The organism is Nocardia sp. NPDC055053 (genome assembly GCF_053608285.1).
Genome location: NZ_JBSGVD010000015.1, coordinates 49,966 through 67,371, shown reverse-complemented (window position 1 = coordinate 67,371; position 17,406 = coordinate 49,966). Strand labels below are relative to the sequence as shown.

Here is a 17,406-nt window from a genome sequence, read left to right as displayed (position 1 = left end):
CGAGTATCGCGACCGCGCCTGCCGATCGGATCGCCCGCGAGGACCACCCTGAGGTCCTCCTGGAGGGGGACCTCGGGGCGCGGACGGCACTCAGCCGCGGTGTGCCAGAACCTCTTCCACCAGCGTGACCGCCTCCGGCAGGTCGATGTGGTCGTCGGCGTACGCGCCGAGGTGGCCGCCGCTCGGCAGCACGACGGCGCGGGCGCCGAGACCGCGGACCAGGAGCTCGACATGCTCCATCGGGTCGTACCGGTCGCTGGTGGAACACACTGCGGTGCGTCCTGATCAGGCCGCGGACGATATAGCGCGGCTGCTGACCGGTCTGCGCCCGCCGGCCTGAGTCGGGGGCCACAGAGCCCGCTGGGCCGAGATGCCGGTGTGTGTCCGGCGCGTCGCCTAGGCTCGACAGCATGCAGCGCATCATCGGAATCGAGGTCGAGTACGGCATCTCGACCCCCACGGAGCCGACGGCCAACCCGATCCTCACCTCCACCCAGGCCGTGCTCGCCTACGCGGCCGCCGAAGGGGTGCCGCGGGCCAAGCGGACCCGGTGGGACTACGAGGTGGAATCCCCGCTGCGTGACGCGCGTGGTTTCGATCTGAGCCGGATGAGCGGGCCCGCGCCCGTGATCGACGCCGACGAGGTCGGCGCGGCGAACATGATCCTCACCAACGGCGCCCGGCTCTACGTCGACCACGCCCACCCGGAGTACTCCGCGCCCGAGGTCGTCGACCCGCTCGACGCGGTCATCTGGGACAAGGCGGGCGAGCGGGTGATGGAGGCCGCCGCCCGGCACGCCTCCAGTGTCCCCGGCGCGCCGCGCCTGCAGCTCTACAAGAACAACGTCGACGGCAAGGGCGCCTCCTACGGCACCCACGAGAACTACCTGATGAACCGCGACACCCCGTTCAGCCACATCATCGCGGGCCTGACGCCGTTCTTCGTCTCCCGTCAGGTGATCTGCGGGTCCGGCCGGGTCGGCATCGGCCAGTCCGGTGACCACGCCGGCTTCCAGCTGTCCCAGCGCGCGGACTACATCGAGGTCGAGGTCGGCCTCGAGACCACGCTCAAGCGCGGCATCATCAACACCCGCGACGAGCCGCACGCCGACGCCGACAAGTACCGGCGCCTGCACGTGATCATCGGCGACGCCAACCTCGCCGAGATGTCGACCTACCTCAAGGTCGGCACCACCGCGCTGGTGCTCGACCTGATCGAGGCGGGCGAGGACCTCTCGGAGTTCCAGCTGGCCCGTCCGGTCACCGCCGTGCACCAGATCAGCCACGACCCGTCGCTGCGCGCCACCGTGGCGCTGGCCGACGGCCGCGAGCTGACCGGCCTTGCGCTGCAACGGCTCTACCACGAGCGCGTCGCCAAGTTCATCGACCGCGAAGGCAACGACGACCCGCGCGTGCGCGACATCGTCGACAACTGGGCCATGGTGCTCGACCTGCTCGAGCGCGACCCGATGGAATGCGCGAACCTGCTCGACTGGCCGGCCAAGCTGCGCCTGCTCGAGGGTATGCGCAGCCGTGAGGGCCTCGGCTGGGCCGCGCCGAAGCTACACCTGATGGACCTGCAGTATTCCGATGTGCGCCTGGACAAGGGCCTCTACAACCGCCTGGTGGCGCGCGGCTCGATGAAGCGGCTCGTCAGCGAACAGGATGTGCTCGACGCGATGACCAAGCCGCCGACCGACACCCGCGCGTACTTCCGTGGCGAGTGCCTGCGCCGGTTCGGCGCCGATATCGCCGCCGCCAGTTGGGATTCGGTGATCTTCGATCTGGGTGGTGATTCGCTGGTGCGGATCCCGACGCTGGAGCCGCGGCGCGGGACGAAGGCGCACGTCGGCAAGCTGCTCGACGCCGCGCAGTCGGCGGCCGAACTCGTCGACCAGCTCACCCACTGAGGCCTTTTCCGGCACGACAGGGCGACAATCCGATCGCTAATAGACCACCTTGTCGGATCCGCTCGGTAGGGTTGTAGGACGAGCACGAACATTGCTCATGACCGTCGACCGTGCTCATCCGAAAGGTCGCGGTCATGATGAGGAAAGAGGAGGTCGGCTGCCATGGCACAAGAGCAGACCAAGCGCGCCGGGGGTGGCGACGAGGACGAGGGTCCCGAGGGTGTCGACGCGGCGGGTCAGGAACGCCGCGAGAAGCTCGCGGAGGAGACCGACGACCTGCTCGACGAGATCGATGACGTGCTCGAGGAGAACGCCGAGGACTTCGTGCGGGCGTATGTGCAGAAGGGCGGCCAGTGACCTCAGGTGATCCGTTGCGCCTCCATGCGGGGCAGGCTCTCTCCTCGTTCACCGAACACCTGCGAATGCACGCTCCCGACCTGTTGCCCGGCAACAGGTTCGCGGCCTCGGACCTGACCGCGGCGAAGGATCTGGCGCCTCACGGCACCACCATCGTCGCGGTCACCTACCGCGGTGGCGTGCTGATCGCGGGCGACCGCAGGGCCACCATGGGCAACCTGCTCGCCAGCCGCGACACCGAGAAGGTCTACATCACCGACACCTTCTCGGCGGCAGGCATCGCGGGCACCGCCGGCATCGCGATCGAGATGATCCGGCTGTTCGCGGTGGAGCTCGAGTACTACGAGAAGATCGAAGGCGTGCCGCTGACCTTCGACGGTAAGGCCAACAAGCTGTCGAAGATGGTCCGTGACAACCTGCCTGCCGCCATGCAGGGCCTTGCGGTCGTGCCGATCCTGGTCGGCTACGACGACCAGGCCACCGACGAGGACCGCTCCGGCCGGATCGTGTCCTACGACGTGGTCGGCGGGCGCAGCGAGGAGCGGTTCGGCTACACCGCGGTCGGTTCGGGTTCCGGGTTCGCGAAGTCCTCGCTGAAGAAGCTCTACCAGCGCGGCATCGCTCAGGACCGGGCGCTGCGGATCGCGGTGGAATCGCTGTTCGACGCCGCCGACGACGACACCGCCACCGGTGGTCCCGACCTGTTGCGCGGGATCTATCCGACGGCGGTGGTGATCGACGCCGACGGTGCGGCCGAGATCGGCGAGGATCTGCTCGCCGAGGTGGCCAGGGCCGTGATCGCCGATCGGGAAGCCGCGGAAGAAGGGGGCGCCGTCGTATGACGCTGCCGTATTACGCCTCGGCCGAGCAGATCATGCGCGACAAGACCGAGCTCGCCCGCAAGGGCATCGGTCGCGGTCGCAGCGTGGTGGTGCTGGTCTACGACAAGGGCGTGCTGTTCGTCGCCGAGAACCCCTCGGCGACGCTGCACAAGGTCAGCGAACTCTACGACCGCATCGGTTTCGCCGCGGTCGGCAAGTACAACGAGTTCGAGGCCCTGCGTCGTGGTGGCATCCTGCAGGCCGACCTCAAGGGCTACCAGTACGACCGGCGCGATGTCACCGGTCGTGGGCTGGCCAACCTGTACGCCCAGAGCCTCGGCTCGATCTTCACCGATCAGCTCAAGCCCTACGAGGTGGAGCTGTGCGTCGCCGAGGTGGGCTATCCGGAGCAGTCGCCGACCTCGGTGCTGTACCGGATCACCTTCGACGGGTCCATCGTCGACGAACGCGAGTACGTCGTCATGGGCGGCACCACCGAGCCGATCGTGACCGCGCTCAAGGCCGCCTACAAGCCGGGTCTGTCCCTGGACGACGCGCTGAAGGTGGCGATCGGGGCGCTGCAGGCCGGTCAGCCCGAGGCCGACAAGGACAAGCGCTCGCTCGGTGAGGCCTCCCTCGAGGTGGCCACGCTCGAGCAGGCCCGGCCGCGGCGGGCGTTCCGCAGGTTGCAGGGTCCCGCGCTGGAGAAGGCGCTCGGGACGCCGAAGGCGAAAGCCGTGAAAGAGGCGAAGCTACCCGAGCCCGAGGACGGCGCGGGGGAGTAGATCCCGCCGTCACGATCATGAACGGGCCCGCGGACCGATCCGGTCCACGGGTCCGTTCTCGTCGTGCCCGCCCGGTCGTTCGCTGTCCGAATCGTTGTGAACACGTATGCAGATGGGTTGTCCGGAGCGCCGCGCGGGCACTGGTCATGGCTGTAGTGTCGATAATGTGCAGCGACGAATCATGGGGATCGAGACCGAGTTCGGTGTGACATGCACCTTCCACGGTCACCGTCGGCTGTCCCCCGACGAGGTAGCCCGGTACCTGTTCCGCCGGGTGGTGTCCTGGGGCCGTAGCTCTAATGTCTTCCTTCGCAACGGTGCCAGGTTGTACCTCGACGTCGGATCGCATCCCGAGTACGCCACCGCAGAATGCGACAGCCTGGTGCAGCTGGTCACCCACGACCGGGCCGGTGAGCGGGTCCTGGAAGACCTGCTCATAGACGCCGAACAGCGTCTCGCCGAGGAAGGCATCGGCGGTGACATCTACCTGTTCAAGAACAACACCGACTCCGCGGGCAACTCCTACGGCTGCCATGAGAACTTCCTCGTGGTCCGCGCGGGAGAGTTCTCCCGGATCTCCGATGTGTTGCTGCCGTTCCTGGTCACCCGCCAGCTCATCTGCGGTGCGGGCAAGGTCCTGCAGACGCCCAAGGCGGCCACGTTCTGCCTGTCGCAGCGCGCCGAGCACATCTGGGAGGGCGTCTCCTCGGCGACCACCCGCTCGCGCCCGATCATCAACACCCGCGACGAGCCGCACGCCGACGCCGAGAAGTACCGGCGCCTGCACGTGATCGTCGGTGACTCGAACATGGCCGAGCCGACCACCATGCTCAAGGTGGGCACGGCGTCGCTGGTGCTGGAGATGATCGAGGCGGGTGTGTCGTTCCGCGACTTCGCCCTCGACAACCCGATCCGGGCGATCCGCGAGGTCAGCCACGATCTGACCGGCCGCCGTCCGGTGCGGCTGGCCGGTGGACGTCAGGCCAGCGCACTCGAGATCCAGCGCGAGTACTACGCCCGCGCCGTCGAGCACCTGCGCAATCGCGACCGCGATCCGCAGGTCGACGCGGTGGTGGATCTGTGGGGCCGCACCCTCGACGCGGTCGAGGCGCAGGACTTCGCCAAGGTCGACACCGAGATCGACTGGGTGATCAAGCGCAAGCTGTTCCAGCGCTACCAGGACCGCTACAACATGGAGCTGTCCGACCCGAAGATCGCCCAGATCGACCTGGCCTACCACGACATCAAGCGCGGCCGCGGCGTCTTCGACCTGCTGCAGCGCAAGGGGCTGGCCAAGCGGATCACCGAGGACGAGGCCGTCGACGCCGCGGTGGAGACCCCGCCGCAGACCACGCGAGCCAAGCTGCGTGGTGACTTCATCACCGCTGCTCAGGAGGCCGGCCGCGATTTCACGGTCGACTGGGTGCATCTGAAGTTGAACGATCAAGCGCAGCGCACCGTGTTGTGCAAGGATCCGTTCCGGTCGGTCGACGAGCGTGTCGATCGGCTGATCGCCTCGATGTAGGCGTACCCCCTGAGCAGGGGGGATCTGCGACGGGACCGGTGGCGCATGGGAGCGATTGCGTAGGCGCCACCGGTCCCGTCGTCGCGTGCGGGCTCAGCCGGTGCTGACGACGTTCGCGTAGCTGGCGCTCAGTCCGGCGATGAACGAGGTCAGGGCCAGCTCGAAGCTGTCGTCGTCGATCTGCTCGGCCACCGCGCGCAGCAGGTGCGCCTGGTTCAGGTGCGGGTAGCGGTCTCGGTAGACCTGCACGTCGTCGGCGAACCCGCCCGCGAACGAACCGACCGTCGAGCCCATCACCAGGTAGCGGGTCGCCGCACCGATCATGGTCGCGTAGCGCGGCGGCCAGCCCGCGCCGACCAGGCCGCCGTGCACGGCGTCGGCCGCGCGCAGGTTCTCGGCGCGACGTCCCGGGCCCGCGGCGAGGTAGGGCACGAAATTCGGGTGCGCGACCAGTGCCGACCGATAGCTGCGCGCCCAGGCGGCCAGTGCCTCGTCCCAGCGCTCGGTGTCGAACGCCGAGGTGTCGACGTGGCTCATGATGCCGGTGGCGATGTCGTCGAACAGGTCGTCCTTGTTCGGGTAGTGGCCGTAGAGCGAGGCGGCCTGCACGCCGAGTTCGGCGGCCAGCTTGCGCATGGAGACCTCGGCCAGCCCGTCCCGGTCGATCAGGGTCAGCGCGGTGTCGCGGATGCGCTCGCGGCTCAACAGCGGTACGCGCGGCCGCGCCATGTGCCACTCCTGTCTGTTCGGGTCCGGTCGGGATTCGAACGCTATCACCGATGGGCATTTTGCCCCTTGATTAACCGAACGGCGTTAGGATACGGTGCCCGAGTAAACCTAACACCGTTTGGTTCAGGAGTGGTCCGATGGATCTCGCACTCACGCAAGCGCACAGTGATCTGCGCGAGCTCGCCCGTACGTGGGTGGACAAGGAAGTCGTGCCGCATGCCGCGCACTGGGACCGGGAGGAATCGGTCGACCCGGCGATCGTCGGCAAGCTCGGCGCGCTGGGGTTCCTCGGGATCGGGATCGACGAGGAATACGGCGGTTCCGGCGGTGACGCCCTGGCCTACTGCGTGCTGCTCGAAGAGCTCGGCCGGGGTGACAGCGCGGTGCGCGGCATCGTGTCGGTCTCGCTCGGGCTGGTCGGCAAGTCGATCGCCGGGTACGGCAGCGAGGAACAGAAGCGCCGCTTCCTGCCGCCGCTGTGCGCGGGCGAACAGCTCGGCTGCTTCGCGCTCACCGAGCCGGGCACCGGCTCCGACGCCGCCAACCTGATCACCCGCGCCACCCGCGACGGGTCGGACTGGATCATCGACGGCACCAAGATCTTCATCACCAACGGCACCTGGGCCGACGTCGCGCTCGTGTTCGCGCGCACCGGGGGACCGGGACCGAAGGGCGTGACCGCGTTCCTCGTGCCGACCGATGCGCCGGGCTTCGGCCGCACCGAGATCAAGGGCAAGCTCGGCCTGCGCGGCCAGGCCACCGCCGAACTGGTCCTCGACCGGGTGCGGGTGCCGGATGCGCTGCGCCTCGGTGAAGAGGGGCAGGGCTTCCGGATCGCCATGGCGGCGCTGGACAAGGGCCGCATGGGCGTCGCCGCGGGGTGTGTCGGTCTGGCGCGCGCGTGCCTCGAGGCGGCGGTGCGCTACGCGGGGGAGCGCGAACAGTTCGGCAAGCCGATCGCCGGCTATCAGCTGGTGCAGGAACTGCTCGCCGACATCGCCGTCGAGACCGAGGCGGCGCGCCTGCTGGCGTGGCGCGCAGCCGATCTCGTCGACCGGGGCGAACCGTTCGGCACCGCGGCATCGATGGCGAAACTGTTCGCCTCCGAGGCCGCGGTGAAGGCGGCCAACAACGCCATCCAGGTGTTCGGCGGGTACGGCTACATCGACGAGTACCCCATCGCGAAGTATCTGCGCGACGCGCGCGTGCTGACCCTCTACGAGGGCACCACCCAGATCCAGAAACTGCTCATCGGCCGCGCGCTGACCGGCGTGAACGCCATTGTCTGACACAGGAGTACGACCCATGACCCACAGAACTGCCTTCGTCACCGGGGCGGCCCGCGGCATCGGCGCGGCCACCGCCGCCCGGCTGGCCGCAGGCGGATTCGCCGTCGCCGTCGTCGATCTCGACGCCGACGCCGCCGTCCTGACCGCCGGGAAGATCAACGCGGCGGGCGGCACCGCGATCGGCCTCGGCTGCGATGTCGCCGACGAGGCCTCGGTCGCCGCCGCGGTGGCACGCACCGTCGCCGACCTCGGCTCGCTGGACGTGCTGGTGAACAACGCCGGGGTGCTGCGCGACAACCTGCTGTACAAGATGTCGGTGGACGACTGGGACACCGTCATGGCGGTGCACCTGCGCGGCGCCTTCCTGTGCAGCAAGGCCGCCCAGAAACACATGGTGGACCAGGGCGGTGGTGCGATCGTGAACACCTCGAGCGTGTCGGCGCTGGGCAATCGCGGGCAGGCCAACTACGCCGCGGCCAAGGCGGGTATCCAGGGCCTGACTCGCACATTGGCCATGGAACTCGGCCCGTTCGGCATCCGCGTCAACGCGGTCGCGCCCGGCTTCATCGCCACCGAGATGACCGCGGCCACCGCGGCGCGGATCGGGGTCAGCGCGGAGGAACTGCAGGCCAAGACGGCTGCGATCACACCGTTGCGGCGGGTCGGCACGCCGGACGACATCGCGAATGTGGTGGCCTTCCTCGCTTCCGACGATGCCGGGTTCGTCACCGGCCAGACCGTGTACGTCGACGGCGGACGCCGTCTCTAGAGACTTCCGGAGATCATCATCATGCAGCGCACAGTTTTCACCGATGAGCACGAGGCGTTCCGCAAGACGGCGCGCGCGTTCATCGAATCGCAGGTCGTTCCCGTGTACGAGCAGTGGTACGAGGCGGGCATCGTGCCGCGCGAGTTCTACCGCAGCCTGGCCGATCTTGGTGTCTTCGGCATCGAGGTGCCCGAGGAGTACGGCGGCGCCGGGATCGACTCGTTCAAGTTCCAGGCGATCCTCATGGAGGAGACCGCCCGTGCCGGTGTGTCTTTCGGTGGTTCGGGCGTGCACGTCGGGTTGTGCCTTCCCTATCTGAAGAACCTGGCGACCGAGGAGCAGAAGCAGCGGTGGCTGCCGGGCTTCGTGTCCGGGGAGCTCATGTTCGCCATCGCGATGACCGAGCCGGGCACCGGATCGGACCTGGCCGGCATGCGCACCACCGCGCAGCTGTCCGAGGACGGCACCCACTACGTGCTCAATGGTTCGAAGACATTCATCACCGGTGGTGTCCATGCCGATCGGGTGATCGTCTGCGCCCGGACGGCTCCGCCGTCGGATTCCGATCGCCGCCACGGTATTTCGCTGTTCGTTGTCGACACGAAGTCGCCGGGGTACACCGTCGGCCGCAAGCTCGACAAGCTCGGCTTGAAGGTGTCCGACACCGCCGAACTGTCGTTCACCGATGTGCGGGTGCCGGTCACCGATCTGCTCGGTGAACCGCACCGGGGTTTCAGCTACCTCGGGCAGAACCTGCCGCAGGAGCGGCTGTCCATCGCGGTGGGCGCCTACGCGCAGGCCAAGTCCGCGATCCGCTTCGCCCTCGAATACACCAGGGGCCGCACCGTTTTCGGTCAGCCGGTGTCGCACTTCCAGAACACCAAGTTCGAGCTGGCCGCCTGCCGGGCCGAGGTCGACGCCGCCGAAGCCGTGGTCGACCGCGCGCTGGACGCGCTCGACCGCGGGGAACTCACCCCGGCTGACGCCGCCTCGGCGAAGCTGTTCTGCACCGAGATGGCCTCGCGGGTGATCGACCGCTGCCTGCAGCTGCACGGCGGCTACGGCTACATCAACGAGTACCCGGTGGCCCGGTTGTACGCCGACAACCGGGTGAACCGCATCTACGGCGGCACCAGCGAGGTGATGAAGATGATCATCGCCAAGGATATGGGCTTGTGACGGGCCCCGCGTACCTGGTCGACGGCGTCCGCACGCCGTTCGGCCGCTACGGTGGCGCGCTGGCCGCCGTGCGCCCCGACGACCTGGCCGCCCACGTGATCACCGCACTGACACACCGGCTTCCGGCCGTCGACTGGGCCGCCGTCGACGACGTCGTGTTCGGCTGCGCGAACCAGGCGGGCGAGGACAACCGCAACGTCGCCCGGATGGCGGCGCTGCTGGCGGGGCTGCCGGTGGGTGTGCCCGGCGTGACGGTCAACCGGCTGTGCGCGTCGGGTCTGGACGCGGTCGCCTACGCGGCCAGGGCGATCAAGGCGGGCGATGCGGATCTGGTGATCGCGGGCGGCGTCGAATCCATGACCAGGGCGCCCTACGTCATGGCCAAAACCGGTGCACCGTGGGAACGTTCGGCCCAGCTCGCCGACACGACGCTGGGCTGGCGGCTGGTGAACCCGCGGATGCGGGAGCGATACGGCATCGACACGATGCCCGAGACCGCCCAGCACGTCGCCGACGACTACGGCATCGCCCGCGCCGACCAGGACGCGTTCGCGCTGCGCTCCCAGCAGCGGGCGGCCGCGGCGATCGCGCGGGGCAGGCTCGCCCGCGAGATCACCGCGGTACCGGTTGCGCAGCGGCGGGGCGAACCGATCGTCGTCGACCGCGATGAGCATCCGCGCGAGACCAGCACGGAGGCGCTCGCGGGCCTGCGAGCCGTGGTGCCCGGTGGGTCGATCACCGCGGGCAACTCCTCGGGGATCAACGACGGCGCCGCCGCGGTGCTGCTGGTCTCGGAAGCCGCGGTGCGGCGCTACGGCCTGACACCGCTGGCCGAGGTCGGGACGGTGACAGCGGCCGGTGTGCCGCCGCGCACCATGGGTATCGGACCGGTGCCCGCCGTCGAGAAGCTGCTCGCGCGAACAGGTCTGGGGATCGGCGACATCGACGTCGTCGAACTCAACGAGGCCTTCGCCGCGCAGGCGCTGGCCGTGCTGCGCGGACTCGGCCTGCCCGACGACGCCGAGCACGTGAACCCGAACGGCGGCGCCATCGCCCTGGGTCACCCGCTCGGAGCCAGCGGTGCGCGCCTGGCGCTCACCGCCGCGATCGAGCTCGCCGACCGCGATGCCCGGCACGCGGTGGCCACCCTGTGCGTCGGTGTCGGGCAGGGCCTCGCGGTCCATCTCCGCCGCTGAGCCCAGCCGGATTCGACGTCGACACTAGGAAACCTTGTGAATGCCACTCTCTCCCTGGCGAGCATCCTCGCCGAACCGGCCCGCCGCCGCCCGGACCACCTCGCGCTGATCGAGGGCGAGCACCGCATCACCTTCGCCGACCTGTGGCGGCAGGCGCGCGAACAGGCGGGCGCCCTGCTCGCGCGTGGGGTCCGTCCCGGTGATCGGGTGGCGCTTCTGTGCCCGAACACCGCCGACTTTCCACGGGCGTACTTCGCGATCCTCGCCGCGGGGGCGACGGTGGTGCCCGTGCACCTGCTGCTCACCGCGCCCGAGATGGAGTACGTGCTGCGCGACAGCGGGGCATCGCTGCTGATCTGTCATCCGATGGTGGCCGCCACCGGTGCGGCGGCGGCGAGTAGCGCGGGGATCGACATCGTGGCCCCCGAAGAGCTTGCCGGCGAGCCGATTCCGGCCTTCGTGGCGCGCGGGCCGCTCGACACCGCGGTGGTCTTCTACACGAGCGGGACCACCGGAACGCCCAAGGGCGCCGAGCTGAGTCACCTCAACATGGTGATGAGCGCGACGGTGAACACCTTCGACGCCAACGAGATCCACCGCGACGACATCGCCCTCGGCGCGCTGCCGCTGTTCCATGTATTCGGGCAGACGGTGTCGATGAACTCGCACTGGCGGGTCGGCGGCACGCTGGTGCTCATGCCGAGATTCGATGCGGCCGAAGCGGTCTCGTTGATGGCGGCGGAGAACGTCAACCTCTTCCACGGCGTGCCGACCATGTACATCGCCCTGCTCGAGGCCGCGGCGAGCGCGCCCGAACTGCCCGCGCTGAAGCTGTGCGTCAGCGGCGGCGCGGCGCTGCCGGTGGCCGTGCTCGAGGACTTCGAGCGGGTGTTCCGCGCGCCGGTGCTCGAGGGCTACGGACTGTCGGAAACCTCGCCGACCGCGGCGGTCAACCAGCCGATCTACGGCACCGAGGCAGGCACCGTCGGACATCCGGTGTGGGGCGTCGACGTGGAGATCGCCGACCCCGCGATCACCGACCGGATCGTGTTGCTGCCGGTGGGGGAGACCGGTGAGGTGGTGGTGCGCGGGCACAACGTGTTCACCGGGTATACCGGCAGACCGGAAGCCACCGCGGCGGCGGTGGTCGACGGGTGGTTCCGCACCGGTGATCTGGGCACCCGCGACGAGACCGGCCGGGTGCGGATCGTCGACCGGATCAAGGAGATGATCCTGCGCGGCGGATTCAACGTCTATCCGACCGAGGTCGAGGCGGCGCTGGTGCGGCATCCGCGGATCGCGCAGGTCGCCGTGATCGGGGTGCCCGACGAGCATTACGGTGAGGAGATCGTGGCCGTCGTCGTCCCCGACGGTGAGCTGACCGAGCAGGACGTGATCGCGTTCGGCAAGGAACAGGTCGCCAGGTACAAGTATCCGCGCCGCGTCGAGTTCGTCACCGAGCTCCCGCTGGGCCCTACCCACAAAGTGCTCAAGCGCGAACTGCGCCGTCGATTCGGAGGAGCGGCATGACAACGGATTTCGCCGATTTCGATGCCCTGCGCGCGGCCGCAGGGACCGAACTGGGCCCCAGCGACTGGATCACGATCGATCAGGACCGGATCGACCGGTTCGCCGAGGCCACCGGTGATCACCAGTGGATCCACGTCGACCCGGTGCGAGCCGCCGCGGGCCCGTACGGCGCGACCATCGCGCACGGCTTCCTCACGCTGTCGCTGATCGTGCCGATCACCCAGCAGGTGATGACCGTGAGCGCCGCGAGCGCCGCGATCAACTACGGCCTCGATCGGGTCCGCTTCCTGACGCCGGTTCCGGTCGGCAGCCGGATCCGCGGCCGGGTCGCGCTCACCGAGGTCACCGAGGTGCCCGGCGGCGTGCAGGCGCACCGGCGCGTCACGGTCGAACTCGAAGGCGCCGACCGGCCCGCCTGCGTGGCCGACGCCATCGCCCGTTACCTGAGCTGACCACGCCGACCGGCGGCACCTGATCGTGTCGCCGGTCGTCAGTGGTCGTCGGCCAGATAGCGCTCGACCGTCGCCACCTTCGCGGTGAGCATGTCGGTGACGCCCGGCCGCAGATCGGCTTTCAGAACCAGGCTGCACCGCGGCGCGACCGCGAGAATCGCGTCGCAGGCCGCCTTCACCACGGCCATCACCTCGTCCCAGTCACCCTCGATGGTGGTGAACATCGCATCGGTGCGGTTCGGCAGCCCCGAGGCCCGCACCACGCGCACCGCCGCCGCCACGGCTTCCCCGACCGACCCGTCGGCCGTGGCTGCGCCGCTGGGCGCCACAGAGAACGCGACAAGCATGGTGATCCTTTCGCTACGGGTACCCGCACCATCATGCCGCCCCGCCGGAGCCCGCAACCCTGCGCCGACGCGCCGTGACCACAGCGCGACCATTACCCTCTATCGCGTGGCGATATCCAAGGTCGAGCGGCTGATGAATCTGGTCATCGCGCTGCTGTCGACCCGGCAGTTCCTGAGCGCGGAGCGCATCCGCGCCAGCGTGGCCGGTTACGAGGACTCCGCGACCGACGAGGCGTTCAGCCGGATGTTCGAGCGCGACAAGAACGAACTGCGCGATCTGGGCATTCCGCTGGAAGTCGGTCCGGTCGGGCGGTTCTCGACACTCGAGGGATACCGGATCAACCGGGACGCCTACGAGCTGCCCGACATCGACCTGTCCAGCGAGGAAGCGGCCGCGGTCGCCGTCGCCGTGCAGATGTGGGCGTCGCCGGAACTCGCGAGCGCCGCCGAGGGCGCGCTGCTGAAGCTGCGCGCGGCGGGCGTCACCGTCGAAACCGAGAACGTCGGGGTGTCGGTGCCCGCGGTCCCCGCCCGCACCCGCGGATCCGAGCCCGTGCTGCGCGAGCTGCTCGCCGCGATCGACGCTGGGCAAGCCGTGCGCTTCGGGCACCACAGCGCCGTCACCGACCCGTTCGTCACCCGGGACGTCGAGCCGTGGGGTGTGGTCACCCGGCACGGTCGCTGGTATCTGGTCGGGCACGATCGGGAACGCGACGCCGTGCGGACCTTCCGGCTGTCCCGTATCGGCGGCGAGGTCATCCCGTACGGTCCGCACAACGCGGTCCGCAAACCCGAGGACGCCGACCTGCGCGCCATCGTCGACCGCGTCACCGGTGACGCGCCCGTCACCGGATCGGCCACGGTGTGGGTCGCCAAGGGCCGCGGCCGCGAGCTGCGCCGCATCGGCACCGAGGTCGGCACCAGGGAACTCGGCGGCCGCGACGGGTCGGTCGTGGAAGTCCCGGTCCGCTCGCGCGACTGGGTGGCCCGCCTGATCACCGGCCTCGGCCCCGACGTGCTCGTGCTGGATCCACCGGAACTGCGCGCCGACGTGATGAACCGGCTACGGTCGGTACTCGACCACACGGAGGTGGCGTCGTGAGTTCGCGCCTGTCCCTACGCCTTTCGCGCCTGTTGAACATGGTGCCGTACCTGCTCGCGCACCCGGGCATCAGCGCGGCCGAGGCCGCCGCCGAGCTCGGTGTGACCACCAAGCAGTTGATGAGCGATCTGAATCAGCTGTGGATGTGCGGGCTGCCCGGCTACGGGCCCGGCGACCTGATCGACCTGTCGTTCTCCGAGGAGAGCATCGATGTCACCTTCTCCGCGGGCATCGACCGGCCGCTGCGCCTGACCTCCACCGAGGCGACCGCGCTGCTGGTGGCGCTGCGCTCGATCGTGGAGATGCCGGGCATGGTCGACCCGACCGCCGCGCACGCCGCGATCGCCAAGATCGAATCGGCCATCGCCAGCAGCGACGCCGTCGTCGCAGGCAAGCCCGTCGACGTGCCCGTCGAGCAGCCGGTCGTCGCCACCGTGCGCGCCGCGCTCGCCGACACCCGCGCCGTGCGCCTGGTGTACTACTCGGCCAGCCGCGACGAGGTCTCGGAGCGGATCGTCGACCCCATCCGGGTGGTGCTGGTCGACAACAACAGCTACCTGCAGGGGTGGTGCAGGCAGGCCGAGGGTGTCCGGCTGTTCCGGTTCGACCGGATCGAGGACGCCACCGAACTCGACGAACCCGCCCGCCCGCCCAGCCATGCCGCCACCGACGCGGCCGCCCTCGACCTGTTCCAGGACGATCCCGACGTGCCGCTGGCCCGGCTGCGGATCCGCGCCGACTACGCCTGGGTGCTCGACCAGTACCCGATGCACCGCATCCAGTCCAGGCCCGACGGCAGCATCGAGGCGGGCATGCGGTTCGCGACCGCGGACTGGATGGCGCGACTGCTGCTCGGTTTCGGCACCGGCGTGAGCGTGCTCGGCCCACCGGAGCTGGTGGCGGCGGTGCGTGACCGGGCCGACGCGGCACTGGCCGCGTACGCGGCCGCCGGACTGCCTGGGGAGACCGAACCCGCGTGAACCAGCGAGTACTGGTCCTCGGCGCGGGCAGCATCGGGGTCTTCATCGGCGGTCATCTGGCCGCGGCGGGCATGGAGGTGATCTTCGTCGGGCGTCAGCGCGTCCTCGACGACATCGCCGAGCACGGCCTGCAGCTGACCGACCTCGACGGCGGCGTCACCGACGTCCCGCCCGACCGCTTCGGGCTGGCACTGGAACCGGACGAGCCGGAACTGGCCGACCTCGTCCTCGTCACCGTGAAGTCCGCCGCCACCGCGGCCGTCGCCAGGACCGTCGCGGGCAGGCTGCGCCCCGGCACCCCGGTGGTGAGCCTGCAGAACGGCATCGGCAACGACACCTTGATCCGGGAGATCCTGCCCACCAGCATCGTGCTGGCGGGCATGGTCATGTTCAACGTCGTCCACGGTGGCCACGGCCGTTTCCACCGGGCCAGCGACGGCGTCGTCGCGATCCAGGACGACCCGGTGGTCGACCGGTTCGCCGAGCGCTTCCGGGCCGCGGGCCTGCCGCTGCGCCGTCATCGCGACCTGCGCCCGGTGCAGTGGGCCAAGCTGCTGCTCAACCTGAACAACCCGATCAACGCGCTCTCGGGGCGCCCGCTGCGCGAAGAACTCGCCGAGCGCGACTACCGGCGCTGCCTCGCACTCACCCAGGCCGAAGCGCTCGCGGTGATGAACACTGCGCGAATTCGGCCCGCCCAGCTGACGCCGGTACCGCCCGAGTTGATGGTCCATCTGCTGCGCGTGCCCGACTCGATCTTCCGCCGGGTATTCGGCCGGGTACTGGCCATCGACCCGCTCGCCCGCTCGTCCATGGCCGACGACCTGGCCCTGGGCAGGCGCACGGAAATCGCGTGGCTGTGCGGTGAAATCGTGCGGCTCGGCGAGATGGTCGGGCGCCCGACACCGGTCAACCGCAGGCTCACCGAGCTGATCCGCAACGCCGAATCCGGGGACACCCGGCGGTTCAGCGGAAGCCGGTTGTTCGCGGAGCTGACCGGGGCGGCGGCCGCCGTGCAAGGCTGAACGCGTGGCGAACACCGCTGCGGGTGACCGGTCACGACCGCCGCAGTGCAGGTAGCATCGGTAATCACCACAGTCTTTGGAGGTATCTGATAATGGGCACGTTCAGCTGGACGCACCTGCTGATCATCGCGTTGCTGTTCGTCCTGCTCTTCGGCGCGAAGCGGCTGCCGGACGCGGCGCGCGGTCTCGGCCGGTCGCTGCGGATCTTCAAGAGCGAGGTCGGGCAGATGCAGTCGGAGTCGGCCACGCAGGCCAATCCGGCCGCCACTCCAGCGCCGCCGCAGCAGTTGCCCGCGTCCGCACCGCAGACGCAGGCTCCGATCGCGGATCCGCAGCAGAGCCACAAGTCGCTCTGACCTCGGTATTCTCCCCGGGGCGGCGTCGACTGCTCCGGGGTTGAGTGCTGTTTCGCCGAGCATCCGCCGAAGTCGAGGGTTAGAGGCCACCACCCACCATGCGCATTCCGTTCGATCCACGGCGCAGCAAGCGCAGGACGAATCCCGACGGCACCATGTCGTTGGTCGAGCACCTGCAGGAACTGCGCACCCGGCTGTTGCTGGCGCTGGCCGCGATCGCGGTCACCACGCTGCTCGGCTTCTTCTGGTACGCGCATTCCCTCTTCGGCATCGAGAGTCTGGGCGAGATCCTGCGCGGGCCCTACTGTTCGCTGCCGGAATCGGCGCGCGCGAGCCTGAGCCCCGACGGCGCCTGCCGCCTGCTGGCGACCGCGCCGTTCGAGCAGTTCATGTTGCGCCTGAAGGTCGGCTTCACCGCGGGTGTGGTCATGGCGGCGCCGTTCTGGCTGTACCAGCTGTGGGCGTTCATCACCCCCGGCCTGTACGCGAAGGAACGCAAGTACGCGGTCGGGTTCGTGGTCTCGGGCACGGTGCTGTTCGTGACGGGCGCGGTGCTGGCCTACGTCGTCGTGTCGCACGCGTTGTCGTTCCTGTTGACCATCGGTGACAACGTCCAGATCACCGCGCTCAGCGGTACCCAGTACTTCGGCTTCATCATCCAGTTGCTGATCATCTTCGGCGTCAGCTTCGAGACGCCATTGGTGATCATCGGGCTGAACCTGGTCGGCGTGCTGCCCTACGTCAAGCTCAAGGCGTGGCGGCGCGGCATCATCTTCGGCCTGTTCGTCTTCGCCGCCATCGTGACACCGCAGGACCCGTTCTCGATGCTGGCGCTGGCCATCGCGCTGACGGTCCTGTTCGAGCTGGCGGTGCAGTTCGCCCGCTTCAACGACGCCCGCCGGGCCCGCCGCGCGGCCAACGAAGGCTGGGGCGCGCTCTCGGACGAGGAAGCCTCGCCGCTGGACACCCCGGACCCCGTCCGGCCCGCCGACCCGGTCGCGGACCCGGAGAAAACCACCCGTCCGGTGTCGGACTACTCCGATACGCTCTGACG

General features: G+C 69.3%; 19 protein-coding genes. 16 read left to right on the top strand and 3 right to left on the bottom strand.

From position 1 onward, the window contains the following. Positions 1 to 90: 90 nt before the first annotated feature. Positions 91 to 270 (bottom strand): hypothetical protein, encoded by a 180-nt coding sequence (locus tag ACWF82_RS17760; protein WP_452502375.1) that lies wholly within the window; start codon positions 268 to 270, stop codon positions 91 to 93. A gap of 140 nt (positions 271 to 410) precedes the next feature. On the opposite strand from ACWF82_RS17760, the gene dop reads away from it, so the two are divergent. The 5 genes from dop (at position 411) to pafA (ending at position 5,398) form a co-directional block, all read left to right on the top strand. After that, positions 411 to 1,910 carry a depupylase/deamidase Dop gene (gene dop / locus ACWF82_RS17755; protein ID WP_189022959.1) on the top strand — a complete coding sequence of 500 codons (1,500 nt, stop codon included), beginning with the start codon at positions 411 to 413 and terminating at the stop codon, positions 1,908 to 1,910. 162 nt (positions 1,911 to 2,072) lie between these two features. Beyond that, complete coding sequence (locus tag ACWF82_RS17750) at positions 2,073 to 2,267, top strand: ubiquitin-like protein Pup (protein ID WP_019047503.1); 195 nt, start codon at positions 2,073 to 2,075, stop codon at positions 2,265 to 2,267. Next, complete coding sequence (gene prcB, locus ACWF82_RS17745) at positions 2,264 to 3,109, top strand: proteasome subunit beta (RefSeq protein ID WP_452502373.1); 846 nt, start codon at positions 2,264 to 2,266, stop codon at positions 3,107 to 3,109. Before ACWF82_RS17750 ends, prcB begins: the two co-directional genes overlap by 4 nt. Then, positions 3,106 to 3,873 (top strand): proteasome subunit alpha, encoded by a 768-nt coding sequence (prcA, locus tag ACWF82_RS17740; RefSeq protein ID WP_452502371.1) that lies wholly within the window; start codon positions 3,106 to 3,108, stop codon positions 3,871 to 3,873. The genes prcB and prcA overlap by 4 nt, the downstream gene beginning before the upstream one ends. 166 nt (positions 3,874 to 4,039) lie before the next feature. Continuing rightward, the gene (pafA, locus tag ACWF82_RS17735; RefSeq protein ID WP_452502369.1) at positions 4,040 to 5,398 is read left to right on the top strand and encodes a Pup--protein ligase; all 1,359 of its coding nucleotides are present in this window, start codon (positions 4,040 to 4,042) and stop codon (positions 5,396 to 5,398) included. Between the two features lie 93 nt (positions 5,399 to 5,491). On the opposite strand, the gene ACWF82_RS17730 is transcribed toward pafA, so the two are convergent. Next, positions 5,492 to 6,127, bottom strand: coding sequence for a TetR/AcrR family transcriptional regulator (locus tag ACWF82_RS17730; protein WP_452502367.1), 636 nt, complete (start codon positions 6,125 to 6,127; stop codon positions 5,492 to 5,494). A gap of 137 nt (positions 6,128 to 6,264) precedes the next feature. Here ACWF82_RS17730 and ACWF82_RS17725 point away from each other — a divergent pair, with 137 nt between their 5' ends. Genes ACWF82_RS17725 through ACWF82_RS17700 form a run of 6 tightly spaced genes read left to right on the top strand, consistent with a single transcriptional unit; the run spans position 6,265 to position 12,542 of the window. Next, positions 6,265 to 7,416 (top strand): acyl-CoA dehydrogenase family protein, encoded by a 1,152-nt coding sequence (locus tag ACWF82_RS17725; protein WP_452502365.1) that lies wholly within the window; start codon positions 6,265 to 6,267, stop codon positions 7,414 to 7,416. 16 nt (positions 7,417 to 7,432) lie between these two features. Next, entirely contained in the window at positions 7,433 to 8,185 is a 753-nt protein-coding gene (fabG, locus tag ACWF82_RS17720; protein WP_452502363.1) for a 3-oxoacyl-ACP reductase FabG, read from the top strand. A gap of 21 nt (positions 8,186 to 8,206) precedes the next feature. After that, positions 8,207 to 9,364, top strand: a complete 1,158-nt coding sequence (locus ACWF82_RS17715) for an acyl-CoA dehydrogenase family protein (protein ID WP_452502361.1) — start codon at positions 8,207 to 8,209, stop codon at positions 9,362 to 9,364. Continuing rightward, a complete protein-coding gene (gene pcaF, locus ACWF82_RS17710; protein WP_452502359.1) occupies positions 9,361 to 10,560 on the top strand; it encodes a 3-oxoadipyl-CoA thiolase in 1,200 nt (399 codons plus the stop codon). The genes ACWF82_RS17715 and pcaF overlap by 4 nt, the downstream gene beginning before the upstream one ends. A gap of 36 nt (positions 10,561 to 10,596) precedes the next feature. Beyond that, positions 10,597 to 12,090 carry a long-chain-fatty-acid--CoA ligase gene (locus ACWF82_RS17705; RefSeq protein ID WP_452502357.1) on the top strand — a complete coding sequence of 498 codons (1,494 nt, stop codon included), beginning with the start codon at positions 10,597 to 10,599 and terminating at the stop codon, positions 12,088 to 12,090. After that, the gene (locus tag ACWF82_RS17700; protein WP_452502355.1) at positions 12,087 to 12,542 is read left to right on the top strand and encodes a MaoC family dehydratase; all 456 of its coding nucleotides are present in this window, start codon (positions 12,087 to 12,089) and stop codon (positions 12,540 to 12,542) included. Before ACWF82_RS17705 ends, ACWF82_RS17700 begins: the two co-directional genes overlap by 4 nt. A 38-nt stretch (positions 12,543 to 12,580) precedes the next feature. Here the strand turns inward: ACWF82_RS17700 and ACWF82_RS17695 are convergent, their stop codons facing one another. Further along, positions 12,581 to 12,889 carry a thiamine-binding protein gene (locus ACWF82_RS17695; RefSeq protein ID WP_452502353.1) on the bottom strand — a complete coding sequence of 103 codons (309 nt, stop codon included), beginning with the start codon at positions 12,887 to 12,889 and terminating at the stop codon, positions 12,581 to 12,583. Between the two features lie 106 nt (positions 12,890 to 12,995). Between ACWF82_RS17695 and ACWF82_RS17690 the strand changes: the two genes are divergently transcribed. From ACWF82_RS17690 to tatC, 5 genes are all read left to right on the top strand, one after another. After that, entirely contained in the window at positions 12,996 to 13,991 is a 996-nt protein-coding gene (locus ACWF82_RS17690) for a helix-turn-helix transcriptional regulator (RefSeq protein ID WP_452502351.1), read from the top strand. Next, positions 13,988 to 14,971 (top strand): helix-turn-helix transcriptional regulator, encoded by a 984-nt coding sequence (locus ACWF82_RS17685; RefSeq protein WP_452502350.1) that lies wholly within the window; start codon positions 13,988 to 13,990, stop codon positions 14,969 to 14,971. The genes ACWF82_RS17690 and ACWF82_RS17685 overlap by 4 nt, the downstream gene beginning before the upstream one ends. Further along, positions 14,968 to 15,996: a 2-dehydropantoate 2-reductase gene (locus ACWF82_RS17680; RefSeq protein WP_452502348.1), complete on the top strand. Its 1,029-nt coding sequence runs from the start codon at positions 14,968 to 14,970 to the stop codon at positions 15,994 to 15,996. The genes ACWF82_RS17685 and ACWF82_RS17680 overlap by 4 nt, the downstream gene beginning before the upstream one ends. A gap of 92 nt (positions 15,997 to 16,088) precedes the next feature. Continuing rightward, positions 16,089 to 16,352 carry a Sec-independent protein translocase subunit TatA gene (tatA, locus tag ACWF82_RS17675; protein WP_452502346.1) on the top strand — a complete coding sequence of 88 codons (264 nt, stop codon included), beginning with the start codon at positions 16,089 to 16,091 and terminating at the stop codon, positions 16,350 to 16,352. Positions 16,353 to 16,450: 98 nt separating this feature from the next. After that, a complete protein-coding gene (tatC, locus tag ACWF82_RS17670; protein ID WP_452502344.1) occupies positions 16,451 to 17,404 on the top strand; it encodes a twin-arginine translocase subunit TatC in 954 nt (317 codons plus the stop codon). The last annotated feature ends 2 nt before the right edge of the window (positions 17,405 to 17,406 follow it).